The sequence below is a fragment of the Phyllobacterium zundukense genome, from assembly GCF_025452195.1.
In the GTDB taxonomy this organism is placed as follows: Bacteria; Pseudomonadota; Alphaproteobacteria; order Rhizobiales; family Rhizobiaceae; genus Phyllobacterium; species Phyllobacterium zundukense_A.
The window spans coordinates 89415-102543 of the sequence record NZ_CP104970.1 but is presented as its reverse complement, the minus strand read 5'-3'; the positions used below and the strand labels follow the sequence as shown (position 1 = coordinate 102543).

The following is a 13129-nucleotide window of genomic DNA, read 5'->3' as shown; positions in this document are numbered from 1 at the left end:
GGTTCTGGACGATCAACTTGCCAGACTTGACAATACATTCGCCCGCTTGGTGATTGCAGGCGTTCCCTCAGGGAAATGGATGAGAAACCTGCAAATTTCACCTGTTACACGCAGGATTCCACAACTTGCGAAACTGGCCGTGTAGATGCCGCACCTGTGGAGGCCGAATATCTAAGTTGCCCGCCGTCTGGAGAACTCAGCTTGGTGCCGGAGGTAGCCAGCGTTAAACAAAAACCGACTTCGCACCAAGGGCTTGATCGAGACCGCGGGTTCCAAAACATAGTAATGCCGGACACTGGCGACGGTCGCGACGGCTGATCTCCTTCACGATCTGCGGACGTCCAGCATCCGTGAGCCAAATGTCAGTGTTGCCGTAGAAGGTGGCGACATTGTTGACGCGGCATGATGACTGCGCGTTGGCGGCGAGTAGTAGCAGGCTCATGGGATTGCCGAACATCGAGCGTCCGATGTCGTGGCATCGAGGCCGGATGGGACCCCACGCCATGTGTGCGCTTCGCTAAGCTAATAGCGCCGGCCGTGGCGCAGGAGAATATACAGGTCGAAAGGTCGCTGATGCCGATCTTGCCGGCATTGGCCGCATCAGATTACGCGCTCCGCATTCAGATGTTTCGGCAACGGAGTCGCAGATGACCGAATCGGCGTTCAGTCCCGCAACCGCTCTCTCAAGCTTTTTCCTGGGTACCTTTTTCGTCAGGCTGTGTTGGGTAGATAGATCGCACTGCCTGCATTGTGCTTGTGGACGCACGACTTGGGTCAAGTCCGAGAAGGCCGTCAGGATTCGCTAAATGGATCGACTCAAGCTAGTCCTACGGCCTTCGTCGTTGCGATATACCCCACTTAGTCTAGGAATTAAATTCCAATCGCCTCGTATGCGTCAGCAATCTGTCGAATGGACGCGACATAGGCGGCTGTCCGGTAGTCGCCCAGTTCCGGCTGCGTCTCAAGAAGATCAGCAATCCGTGTCCAGGTACTGCGCATGACGTCCTCGAGCCCGGACCTTACCAGATCAATCTCGGCGCCTCCTTCAAGAAATTCGTCGCGGATATCGGCCGGAAACTCTTTGCCGGTCATCCGTTCAAGGGCTGCGGCTATCGTTTGGTTTCGCCGCTCGCGCCGGCGCCGTTCCATCAGACCGAAGGGGATATGGGTGAGATTCTTCACCCACTCGAAATAACTGACGACCACGCCGCCAGCATTGACATAGAGATCCGGGAGAATGGTCACTCCACGCGAGCGCAGGATCTGGTCGGCCTCGAATGTAACCGGGCCGTTGGCGGCTTCAACGACGAGGTGCGCCTTGATGCGCTCTGCGTTCTCGGCATGGATGGCGTTCTCCATCGCGGCCGGAATGAGGACATCGCAGGATTGTTCAACACCGGTCATATCGCCCGCGAAGGACCTGGCGCCTTCAAAGCCGAGTATGCTGCCGGTACGGATTTGATGCTGCTTCAGTTTCTCGATGGCCAGACCTTCGGGGTTGGCGATATAGCCGTCCCGTTCCGCAACGATGGTGACTCGCGCGCCGTCCTCCTCTGACAGGAATTTTGCGGCATGGTAGCCGACGTTGCCGAATCCCTGGACGATCACTGAGGCTCCCTTGAGATCCCGCCGACCGTTCAATCCCTTGGTGCGGTGATCTCGAAGGAAGCTTTGGATGGCGAACTGCACGCCTCTGCCCGTCGCCTCGCTGCGTCCGGCAATTCCACCCTTTGACAACGGCTTTCCCGTCACGCAGGCACGTGCATTGACCACATCGGTGGGATTGGCACGTCGGAATTCGTCCATCATCCAGGCCATTTCCCGCTCACCCGTGCCGACATCGGGGGCAGGAACGTTGAGGCCCGGCCCGATCAGACCGCGCTTGTTGAGTTCCTGGGTAAACCTTCGGGTGATGCGCTCAAGCTCTTGGGGCGTCCATTCGCGTGGATCAATCTTCAGTGCGCCTTTCGAGCCTCCGAAGGGCACGTCGACCAGCGAGCATTTGAGCGTCATCAGGGCTGCAAGCGCTTCCACCTCTTCGGCATCGGCGTTTGGCGCGTAGCGAATACCACCTTTGACGGGCTCACAGTGCTCACTGTGGACCGAGCGCCAACCGGTAAAGCTGTACATGCGCCCGCGCAGCCTGACGCCAAACCGCACCGTATAGGTCGAGTTGCACTGAATGATCCGCTCGGTCAAGCCCTCAGGAAGGTCGAGGAATGTCATGGCATGTCGGAAGTTCTGGTCGACGCTTTCCAGAAAGCCAATGGAATTAGCCTGCATCACTCACCTCTTGTCGCTCGAAGAGCGCTGCTTTTATTCCTGCATTCAGTCGCGCGGACTGACCTTTCGACGGAGGGCTCGGCTGTCATTACGACGCGCGCCTTACTATCAAGCTCTCGTAGTATTTCTGAACACAATTTAGGGGTCCTCCTTCTTGTTAATGGGGTGTTTCGCTGATGGATCGTCCGTGGCAGCGGTTGCAGTCAATTTCGCTGACGCACAGTTTGCATGGCTGCGCCTGCGTCTGCGTCTGCGTTCAATTGGGCTGTCGCCTTCCGCGTCCCCCTTATCTGCCATGGCGCTTCCTCGTCTTAGCTTGATAGAATGCGACTGCTGGCATTCCGCACGAGCAGGACGTAGAGAAGCGTGAACAGCCGGCGGGCCGTATGTTTGTCGATCGTTATCTTCGATACGAGCCGCTCTCTCAGCAGTTCGGATCCCTCGTCATGGATACCCCGACGACCCATATCCAGTGCTTGCAGCCTTTCAGGACCCGGGCGACGGATGGCGTCATAGTAGCTTTCGCACATGCGTGTATAATCTTTGAGCAGTGGGCGGAAAGGAGTTAGCGACAGATAGTGGCTCACGTCATACGCCTCCCTGTCGGTAGCAATGTGCAGCGCCAAGCGTCCTTCTGCCAATGCAATCCTGAGACGGTAGGGGCCGCCGGCATGGCCTACTGGTACGAACATGTTGTCCTCAAGCAGGTCGTGGACAGCAATGGCTTGTTCGCGCTCAATACGCGCGTCGTCAAGCGACACATCGCAGAGACAGAATGCCGGGTCGGCCATCTCACTCCCCTCCTCTCATATCGCCTCCACGCACATGGCCACCCCCATGCCGCCGCCGATGCAAAGCGTCGCAAGGCCCTTCGAGGCGCCGCGGCGCTTCATCTCGAAGAGCAGCGTGTTGAGGATACGGGCACCGGACGCGCCGATCGGATGACCAATGGCGATCGCGCCGCCGTTGACGTTGACGATCGACGGATCCCAGTCGAGGTCCTTGTTGACGGCGCAGGCCTGGGCCGCGAAGGCTTCGTTCGCCTCGACGAGATCGAGGTCCCCGATCTTCCAACCAGCCCTTTCGAGCGCCTTGCGGGAAGCCGGGATCGGGCCCGTGCCCATGATTTGCGGATCGACACCTGCCGTCGCCCAGGAAACGATGCGGGCCAGCGGCTGGATGCTGCGGCGCGAGGCCTCGGCCTCGCTCATCAGAAGCGCCGCAGCAGCGCCATCGTTGATGCCGGAGGCGTTGGCCGCCGTCACCGTGCCGTCCTTGTCGAAAGCGGGTTTCAGCTTGGTCATCTGGTCAAGCGTCGCACCGTGGCGGATATATTCATCCTGATCGACGATGATGTCGCCCTTGCGGGTCTTAACGACGAAGGGGACGAGCTCATCGCCGAACCTGCCGGCCTTCTGGGCGGCCTCCGCCTTGTTCTGCGAAGAAACGGCGAACGCGTCCTGCTCCTCGCGGGTGAGCTGCCACTTGCGGGCGACGTTTTCCGCGGTAATGCCCATATGGTAGCCGTAGAAGGCGTCGGTGAGGCCGTCCTTGATCATCGTGTCGATCATCTTGAAGTCCCCCATCTTCACGCCGCCGCGCAGATGTGCGCAGTGTGGCGCCATCGACATTGACTCCATGCCGCCGGCCACAATGATATTCGCGTCACCGGTGGCGATCTGTTGCATGCCGAGAGCGACGGCGCGAAGGCCCGAGCCGCAGAGCTGGTTCATGCCCAAGGCAGTCTTGTGCTGCGGGATCCCGCCCTTCATCGCCGCCTGACGCGCCGGATTTTGCCCTTCACCGGCCTGCAGCACCTGGCCGAGGATCACCTCATCCACCTCTTCCGTGTCGACACCCGCCCGTTCGAGCACCGCCTTGATCACGGTTGCGCCAAGCTCGTGCGCAGGCGTGTTGGCGAAGGCGCCGCTGAAGGACCCGACTGCCGTCCGGGCGGCGCTGGCGATAACGATGGATGGGCTGCTCATGATGGTTCCTTCCGTTGTTCTCAGGGCTTCGTGGTGGTTCCGCTTATCTACGACGAAGCGCCGTGTTAATTGACAATCGTTGCTTCCGTAGCTTTGCGCAGCTCGCTGTCGGTCACACCATCGGCGAGTTCCACCAGTCTCAAGCCGCCGTCTACGACATCGAACACGCCAAGATTGGTGATGATCCGATCGACCACCCGCTGGCCCGTCAGGGGCAGAGTGCAAGCTCGCAGCACCTTCGATTCCCCGGCCTTGTTGGTGTGATCCATGACCACGACCACTCGCTTCACACCGGCGACAAGATCCATCGCACCGCCCATGCCCTTCACGAGCTTGCCAGGGATCGTCCAGTTCGCAAGGTCGCCGTTCTCCGCCACTTCCATTGCGCCGAGGATCGCCACGGCGATTTTGCCGCCGCGGATCATTGCGAAGCTTTGCGCCGAGTCGAAGAACACCGCATGTGGCAGTGCCGTCACCGTCTGTTTGCCGGCATTGATGAGGTCGGCGTCGATCTCGTCTTCAGTCGGGAATGGACCAATGCCGAGCAGGCCGTTCTCCGACTGCAGTGTCACATAGACACCATCGGGGATATGATTGGCCACCAGGGTTGGAATGCCGATCCCGAGATTGACATAGGTTCCGTCCTGAAGTTCGCGCGCAGCCCGCGCCGCCATCTGGTTTCTGTCCCAAGCCATTTATCTCTCCTTCCTCTCTCAAGCCGCGGCGCGCGTCGTGCGCTGTTCGATGCGTTTCTCGTGCTCGCCCTGGATCACGCGGTGCACGTAGATACCCGGCAGGTGGATTTGGTCGGGATCAAGATTGCCGACGGGGACAATCTCCTCGACCTCGGCAATGCAGATCTTGCCGCACGTGGCGGCAGGCGGGTTGAAGTTGCGCGCTGTTTTGCGGAAGACGAGATTGCCGGTCGTGTCCGCTTTCCAGGCTTTGACGATAGATAAATCCGCGACGATGCCAGTTTCGAGCATGTAGGTCTCGCCGTTAAAGACCTTGTGTTCTTTGCCCTCGGCAACAACGGTGCCCACACCGGTCTTGGTATAGAAGCCGGCAATCCCTGCCCCGCCAGCCCGCATGCGCTCAGCCAGCGTCCCTTGTGGATTGAATTCGAGTTCCAGTTCGCTGCTCAGATACTGCCGCATGAACTCGGCATTTTCGCCGACATAGGAAGAGATCATCTTCTTGATCTGCCTCGTCTTCAGCAGCAGGCCGAGGCCGAAATCGTCGACACCACAGTTGTTCGATGCAATCGTCAGGTCCTTGGTGCCTGCCTCACAAATCGCACTGATCAACAGCTCCGGTATGCCGCAGAGACCAAACCCTCCCGCCGCAATGAACATCCCGTCGAACAGCAGACCTTCTAGTGCCGCATGCGAGTTGTCGTAAATCTTGTTCATAATCTCTCCGTGAGTTCTACAGTTTGTGGCGTGACGACAAATCTGGAAGATCTTGATGTCTACTTCCAGAGAATTGCGGCAGCCTTGGTTTGACTGCGCAGTCCCGTTCACCCGCGGTTAATGCAAATCACCTTTGGCTGGGTCATCTCTTCGTAGGCAAATCGAACGCCTTCTCTGCCCATGCTGCCGTATTTGAACCCGCCGAAGGGCATGGCATCGAACCGGTAGTCGGATGAATCATTGATCATTACCCCGCCAGCCTCGATTCTGCCTGCCGCTTTGAGTGCGACATTGAGATTGCTGGTGAAGATGCCGGCATGCAGGCTGTACTCCAGCTCATTGGCCATCTCGATGGCCTGATCAAGCGTTTCGAACGGAGCAAGCATCACGACAGGCGCAAACACTTCCTCATGCCACAAGCCGCAGGTCCGCGGTGTGCCTTCAAGCACCGTGGGATGATAAAGCGACCCGTCGCGGCGGTGGCCGCACAGCAGCTTGGCTCCAGCGGCAAGGGCGTCATTGACCGCCGTCTCGGTGCGTTGCGCCGATTGTGTCGAGATCATCGGGCCGACATCCGTGTCATCGTGCAATGGATCCCCGGACTTGAGCTTCGTGGTTCCAGCTACGAACGCATCACGAAACCGCTCATAAAGTGCTGACTGAACCAGAATACGTTGGGCACCGATGCAATTCTGTCCGGCCGCCCAGAAAGAACCAGAGACGCAGCCCTCGACCGCTTTGTCGAAGTCGCAGTCATTCATCACGATGACAGGCGCATTGCCGCCGAGTTCCATCGCCAGCTTCTTGAGGCCCGCCGAACGGCTGATTGCCTCGCCGGTGGAAAATCCGCCGGTGAATGACACCATGCGGATCTCCCGGGCAGAGACCATAGCAGTGACCAGCTCTCTATCACCATGAACGATGGTGATGACGTCCTGAGGCAGGCCGGCCTCAAAAAGCGCTTCGACGAGGTTTATTGCAGAAAATGGCGTCAAATTCGACGGTTTCAGCAGCACGGCGTTCCCGCCCGCGATCGCTGGACCGAGCTTATGAGCCACAAGGTTCAGCGGGTCGTTATATGGGGTAATCGCGGTGATGATACCGAGCGGCTCACGCGTGAACCAACCCTGGCGCTGTTCTGATCCGGCAAACGCATTGAAGGGCACGATCTCACCCGCATTACGCTTGGCTTCTTCTGCCGAGAGCTTCAGCGTATTGACGCAGCGACTGACTTCCTTGCGCGCCTGAACGATCGTCTTTCCGGCTTCGCGGACGATGGTCTCGGCAAAAGCATCGCGGCGGCGCTCGATATTTTGCGCAGCGCGCTCAAGGATGCTTGACCGCTTGTGCCGCGGCAGATTGCGCGAAAGCTCGGCTCCGCGCCGGGCACGACCGAGAAGTTCGCCGATCTCGCTTGCATCCGTCGTGTCGATCGATCCTATCAGAGACCCATCAAATGGGCTGTAAACGGATATGGGCGCCGAGCCCGTTTTTATATGAAGTTTGGCAACGGTCATTTGCCGGCTCCCCTACCCTGATGATGCGCCGCATGTGCGGCAATCGTATTTTTTGGACCAGGGTGTGGCCTGAGAACCACCCCCCGTCCTTACTTGATGTGTGACAACACCCCGTTGATCGTGACAGGGCTGAGAACTCCGGCAGCTAACGTCAGATCTTCTGGCCGTGGCGAACGAGTTCATCCATAACCGCGCGCACGGCGCTTTCAGCGATTGCGACGATCTCCTCGATTTCAGATTTGGTAGTAACCAGCGGCGGTGCGAAGCCAAGGATGTCGCCGTGCGGCATGGCGCGGGCGATCAGTCCGCGGTCGCGGGCAGCCTTGGAGACCCGTGCACCGACCTTCAGCGAGGGATCGAAACGTGTCTTGCCTTCGCGATCGCCGACAAATTCGATAGCGCCCATCAAGCCCACGCCACGCACCTCGCCGACTATCGGCAACTGTGCGAACTTCTCCCTAAGCTGGGCCTGGAAATAGGCACCGACTTCGCGGGCATTCCCCGGCAGGTCCTCCTTTTCGACAATGTCGAGGACGGCATTTGCCGCAGCCGCACCGATGGGGTGACCGGAGTAGGTGTAGCCGTGCGAGAACGCACCGACCCGGTCGGCTCCGTCTTCCAATACCTTGTAGACTTTCTCGCCAACGATCGCAGCCGAAAGCGGAAAGTAGGCGGAGGTCAGGCCCTTGGCAACAGTGATCAGGTCGGGCTCAATGCCGTAATGATGCGAGCCGAACATTGAACCGGTCCGACCAAATCCGGTGATGACTTCATCGGCGATCAGCAGTACGTCATGCTTCTTGAGCACCGGCTGGATGGCCTCCCAGTAACCTTCCGGAGGCGGCGTGATGCCACCAGTGCCAAGCACAGGTTCGGCGATAAAGCCGCCGACATTGTCGGGACCGAGCTGTTCAATCAGTTTATCGAGCTCGGCAGCGCGACGGGTGGAAAATTCCCGTTCCGTTTCGCCGGAAGTGGCGCCCCAGTAATGATGCGGCACGCCGGTGTGTGTGATCTGCGGCAGCGGCAAGTCCATATGATCGTGGTAGAAGCTCATGCCGGTCATCGAACCAGACACGACGCTGCACCCGTGGTAGCCGCGGTCCCGCGAGATGATCTTCTTTTTGGTGGGTTTGCCGCGCAGGTTGTTGTAATACCAGACTAGCTTGGCCTGGGTCTCGTTGGCGTCCGAACCGGACATACCGTAGAATACCTTGCTCATCTTGCCCGGCGCCATTTTAACCAAACGGTCAGACAGGATCGCCAACTCGTCGGTCGTGTGTGCTGCGTAGGAGTGGTAGTAAGCCAGTCGAAAGGCCTGACGCGAGATGGCTTCGGCTACCTCGGTGCGGCCATAGCCGACGTTGACGCAATATAGACCGGCAAAACCGTCGATCAGGTGGTTACCACGAGCGTCCTGAATTCGGATACCCTTCCCCGTTTCAACAATCGTTGGTTCGCCAAGCTTGCCTCTGGCAAAGTCTTTTAGCTGCGTGAATGGATGGAGAACCGAGTTGCGGTCCTTCTCAGCGATGTCCTGAATGTTGATTGTCACTACTACTTCCTTCTAAAACGAGACCGAAAGATCAGAGCCTCCGCCTCGACGATAAAGCTCACCGGAGAACGGTGTCGCTCTACTCCAAACCTTCATTGAATGCAGATTAGGCGGTTCCGCGCAGCAATTGACGGCGTAGATGGCTGTCACTAAGCAGAAATCCTGCACAAAGTTATTCGGATGGTAGGATATCGACAAAATGGAACTCGACCGCGCAGACTTGGCTCTCCTGGAGGCAGTTCAACATAACAATCGGTTGACCTCAGAAGAACTTGCAAAATTGCGAATCTCTCACCGACGGCGCGCCAGCGCAGACTGAAGAAACTAAGGGAAGAAGGTGTTATCGAAGCCGATGTATCCATCGTATCGCCAAAGGCGGTGGGGCGTCAGATGACAATGATCGTGCTGGTGTCGCCCGAGCGTGAACGGGCAGATATTGTTGATCGAATATGGTCAGGCGGTGAAATCGCGGATGAGAGTATGATAACCATCGGTTCGAGCCATCATCTCCAGCACCGTGCACAGGCTATATTCATTGACCTGCCTCGTACATGCGGCTAGTTTAAACGGGCCCGGAAAACCTAATTCGCTCATGAGAAGGGGGGCATTTCGCCTCCTCCCGTAAACAACCCCTATAGTCACAGCTCGATCACGTTCGGCAATCAGACGGACATTTCCTAGTCTTCAGTGTAACGAGGCCAATGCCGACCTGTCGCCGACCAGCGTTGGAATCCCGATCAAAATACCGTCGCTATCGGCGTTCTATATGTCGTTAAGCAAGCGAGCGGCATCTTACCAGATGTCCCTCACTTCACGAGACCGGGGGGCTCATCTCGATGAGCATTCTTGCCAAGCTGACATAGTCAGCTACAGGCAATCCCGTTGCGATCCGCACCGGTTCCGCCGTAAGTGGAAAGCCTGCGCATTCGAACACCAAGGCTGCGACAGCAGGATCTGTTTTGAGGAGAGACGTTGCCGCTGCCATCACGTCATTTATGAGTAATGCTTGCGGGATGACAGGAACTGGCTGAGCTAGCTGGTGCCACGACCCAGAACCTTCGATTCCTGCAATGGCAACGTCTATTACCGTTGACGACCATCCTGCGGCGCGAAAGTGTTCCTCTTTCAATTTGCTAGCGTCATAAGTTATGATGCCGACCCTCCGTCCGGGTGGTAGCGTCTTGGCTACAAGAGGTACCAGCAGAAGGCTTGAAAGAGCCACCGGTATCGAAACTGCGGCCGACACGTCGGCTTGGAGCACGGCGCTAAAGCCGCAATTTGCGATGATGGCTGCGACGCCTTCACTTTCTAATTGGCGAGCACTCCTAATGTAAGCGTCTTTGACTGAGTGATCCCCATCGACAACATTTCGTGTCGTTGCTCCAGGCACCGTTAAGCGCTTCACCGGAAACCGAAATGTTCCAGGCGCTGAAAGGGCCCCCGGGTGCTCCATCGGCTTATTCTCAAGTTCCAATATGCCGAGAGTTTTATTACTCATCTTGATCCTCCGATTGCAAACTTCAGTGGCAAAACAGGCTGCAGGCGGGGCATCAAACACTGCCTTCTACGAACTTGCGGCCCATTCTGCGCTGTGTCGCCTTAGTGGTGACATCCCTCCAATACTCGGCGCTTCAGCAGCTTTCTTTGCTGCGCTACTCGAGACTGCGTAGCTGATATCGTATTGCGCGGATCACCATTCTGGGCACTGCAGCTCGGCAAAATCGAGCGCAACCGGCACCAATATCCGACACTCTGTGGTTCATGGTCGCAAATACCTTGATCGCGAAACTTGCATTTGAGCGATGACTGCGTTTGCAACGTCGTTCGTTGTAGCCGCGCCTCCAAGATCGGGCGTTCGCACCTCACCCGCAGCCGTCACCTTTTCCATTGCGTCGAGGATTGCCCGAGAGCCTAAGTGCTCCCCCAGATGTTCAAGCATTAGGGCGCCCGACCAAAGTGTAGCCAGAGGATTGGCCTTACCGCGACCTGCCAGATCTGGCGCTGAGCCATGGACCGGTTCGAACATGGATGGGCCCCGGCCTACAGGATTTAAGTTTGCTGAGGCGGCAAAGCCCAAGCCACCTTGGATCGCCGCTCCGATATCGGTGAGGATGTCACCAAACAAATTGGACGCCACCACCACGTCCAATGTTTCCGGCTGCATGACGAACCGTGCAGCAATAGCATCAACATGATAACGCGTTACTGACACGTCTGGGTAATCAGCAGAAACCGCCTCTGTTATTTCATCCCAGAAGACCATAGAATGCTTCTGCGCATTTGATTTTGTCACGGAAGCAAGCTTCTTGCGCCGTTGCCTTGCTTGCTCAAAACCAAAACGTAGAATGCGTTCGACACCGCGGCGCGTGAAGATTGACGTCTCAACGGCGACCTCTTCTGGTGTTCCTTGATGAAGGCGGCCGCCAGCACCGCTATATTCGCCCTCCGTGTTCTCTCGAATGCAGAGAATATCGAAGTCTCGCGCCCGCGACGGGCCGGGAACACCAGCCAAGAGGCGATGGGGGCGTACATTTGCGTATAGATCGAACGCCTTCCGGATGGGCAACAACAAGCCATGGAGCGACACAGAATCAGGTACGCTCATAGGCCATCCCACAGCGCCTAAAAGGACGGCGTCAAACGCTCGCAACTGCTCGATGCCATCTTCCGGCATCATCCTACCATACTTCAGGTAGTAATTGCATGACCAATCGAGTTCTGTGCCATTGAGGACGAGATCCAAAACGGTCAGCCGCAGCGCTGAGCACACTCCAGGCGGCGTCAATAACGTCCACACCTATACCGTCACCCGGAATGAGAGCAACTTTGTACGTCTTCACGATCTCGCCCCCGGATATAATACGATCACGCCGCAATACCGCCAATGCACGTATATTTCACACTCAAATAGTCGTCGATTCCGTACTTTGACCCTTCCTTTCCGAGACCCGACTGCTTGAACCCACCGAACGGAGCTACCTCAGTCGTAATTAGACCTTCATTTACGCCGACCAATCCATATTTCAACTTCTCGGATACGCGATAGGTTCGGCCGAGATCTCTTGTATAAAAATAGCAGGCCAAACCATACTCAGTATCGTTCGCCAACTTGATGGCCTCCTCCTCGGTTTCGAATTTATAGACCGGAGCTAACGGACCAAAAATTTCCTCTTGCGAGCACCGCATATTAGGCCGGGCGTCGGCTAAAATCGTGGGCGGGAAAAACAAACTCTCCGGATCGCGCCTCGCGCCGCCCAACACGATTCTGGCGCCTTTCGTGCAAGCGTCGGCAACAAACTGCTCGACCTTTTCAACGGCGGGTCTATCGATAAGCGGGCCTTGGGTAATGCCGCTCTCAAGCCCTGAGCCGACCATCAGGTTGGCTGCTGCAGCCGCAAACCGCTCCAAGAACCGATCGTAAATGCCGGCCTGTACATAGAGCCTGTTTGTGCAAATGCAGGTCTGTCCCGAATTCCGAAATTTAGCCGCTACCGCACCGTCGACAGCGCGCTCCAGATCAGCGTCGTCAAAAACTATGAAAGGCGCATTCCCACCAAGCTCCATAGAGACCTTCTTAACGGTGTCCGCAGATTGCCGAAGCAACAGCCTCCCGACCTCAGTCGATCCGGTAAATGTGATCTTGGCGATGTCCGGGCTAGCGGTCATCTCGCCGCCGATTTCACGCGCCGAGCCGGTTAGTATGTTAATCACACCAGAGGGTACCCCGGCCTGCTCCGCTAGAATTCCATACGCAAGAGCCGAATATGGAGTCTGTGTCGCTGGCTTTGCGACCACGGTGCAGCCTGCTGCGAGTGCCGGCCCAATCTTTCGCGCCAACATGGAAGAAGGGAAGTTCCATGGTGTAATTGCCCCAACAACGCCAACTGGCTCTTTGGTTACCGCGATGCGGCGATCCGGCCACGGTGAGGGAATGATATCCCCGTAAATGCGGCGTGCCTCCTCAGCGAACCAGAGGATATAGGCGGCGCTCGAACCTACCTCGAGACGGGACTCAGCGAGCGGCTTACCTTGTTCCCGCGTCAACAGTTCCGCTAGCGCGTCCTGGTGATCTAGGATGCAGGCAGACAATTTGCGCAGCACCTTGCTTCGGTGATCTGCCGTCGTGCAGCTCCAAGCCTCAAATGCAGTCTTAGCGGCATCGATCGCTCGCCTTGCATCCCGCGTACCCGCATTGGCTATGGTCCCAATGGTTTCACCTGTTGCCGGGTCGGTGACGTCAATAGATAGGCCTGACTCCGCTTCGACCCAATTGCCTCCGATAAAGTTCTTTTCGCGCTTTAATTCACGCCAGTTTAGCATTATTTTTATCCTCATAGTTCTCGTTCGGCGCGGTTGTTGCCAGAGCACCGATGA

General features: G+C 57.3%; 10 protein-coding genes and 2 pseudogenes. 1 reads left to right on the top strand and 11 read right to left on the bottom strand.

What is annotated here, in order from left to right:
• Positions 1-223 precede the first annotated feature (223 nt).
• From N8E88_RS02265 to N8E88_RS02230, 8 genes are all read right to left on the bottom strand, one after another.
• Entirely contained in the window at positions 224-457 is a 234-nt protein-coding gene (locus N8E88_RS02265; RefSeq protein ID WP_262290912.1) for a hypothetical protein, read from the bottom strand.
• Between the two features lie 413 nt (positions 458-870).
• A complete protein-coding gene (locus N8E88_RS02260) occupies positions 871-2283 on the bottom strand; it encodes a Glu/Leu/Phe/Val family dehydrogenase (protein ID WP_262290911.1) in 1413 nt (470 codons plus the stop codon).
• A gap of 311 nt (positions 2284-2594) precedes the next feature.
• The gene (locus N8E88_RS02255; RefSeq protein ID WP_262290910.1) at positions 2595-3074 is read right to left on the bottom strand and encodes a UPF0262 family protein; all 480 of its coding nucleotides are present in this window, start codon (positions 3072-3074) and stop codon (positions 2595-2597) included.
• 15 nt (positions 3075-3089) lie between these two features.
• Positions 3090-4271, bottom strand: a complete 1182-nt coding sequence (locus tag N8E88_RS02250; protein WP_262290909.1) for an acetyl-CoA C-acetyltransferase — start codon at positions 4269-4271, stop codon at positions 3090-3092.
• Positions 4272-4336: 65 nt separating this feature from the next.
• Positions 4337-4966, bottom strand: a complete 630-nt coding sequence (locus N8E88_RS02245; RefSeq protein WP_262290908.1) for a 3-oxoacid CoA-transferase subunit B — start codon at positions 4964-4966, stop codon at positions 4337-4339.
• An 18-nt stretch (positions 4967-4984) separates the two neighbouring features.
• Positions 4985-5683 carry a CoA transferase subunit A gene (locus N8E88_RS02240; protein WP_262290907.1) on the bottom strand — a complete coding sequence of 233 codons (699 nt, stop codon included), beginning with the start codon at positions 5681-5683 and terminating at the stop codon, positions 4985-4987.
• A gap of 107 nt (positions 5684-5790) precedes the next feature.
• A complete protein-coding gene (locus N8E88_RS02235; RefSeq protein WP_262290906.1) occupies positions 5791-7200 on the bottom strand; it encodes an aldehyde dehydrogenase family protein in 1410 nt (469 codons plus the stop codon).
• Between the two features lie 151 nt (positions 7201-7351).
• Positions 7352-8755 (bottom strand): aspartate aminotransferase family protein, encoded by a 1404-nt coding sequence (locus N8E88_RS02230; RefSeq protein ID WP_262290905.1) that lies wholly within the window; start codon positions 8753-8755, stop codon positions 7352-7354.
• A 199-nt stretch (positions 8756-8954) separates the two neighbouring features.
• On the opposite strand from N8E88_RS02230, the pseudogene N8E88_RS02225 reads away from it, so the two are divergent.
• Positions 8955-9241 (top strand): annotated as a pseudogene (locus N8E88_RS02225) (winged helix-turn-helix transcriptional regulator); the annotation flags it as partial.
• 325 nt (positions 9242-9566) lie between these two features.
• On the opposite strand, the gene N8E88_RS02220 reads toward N8E88_RS02225, so the two are convergent.
• The 3 genes and pseudogenes from N8E88_RS02220 to N8E88_RS02210 all read right to left on the bottom strand — a co-directional run bounded on the left by N8E88_RS02220 (position 9567) and on the right by N8E88_RS02210 (position 13075).
• Entirely contained in the window at positions 9567-10253 is a 687-nt protein-coding gene (locus N8E88_RS02220) for an aspartate/glutamate racemase family protein (protein WP_262290904.1), read from the bottom strand.
• 261 nt (positions 10254-10514) lie between these two features.
• Positions 10515-11595, bottom strand: a pseudogene (locus tag N8E88_RS02215) (tartrate dehydrogenase).
• 25 nt (positions 11596-11620) lie between these two features.
• Positions 11621-13075 (bottom strand): NAD-dependent succinate-semialdehyde dehydrogenase, encoded by a 1455-nt coding sequence (locus tag N8E88_RS02210; RefSeq protein ID WP_262290903.1) that lies wholly within the window; start codon positions 13073-13075, stop codon positions 11621-11623.
• Positions 13076-13129 lie beyond the last annotated feature (54 nt).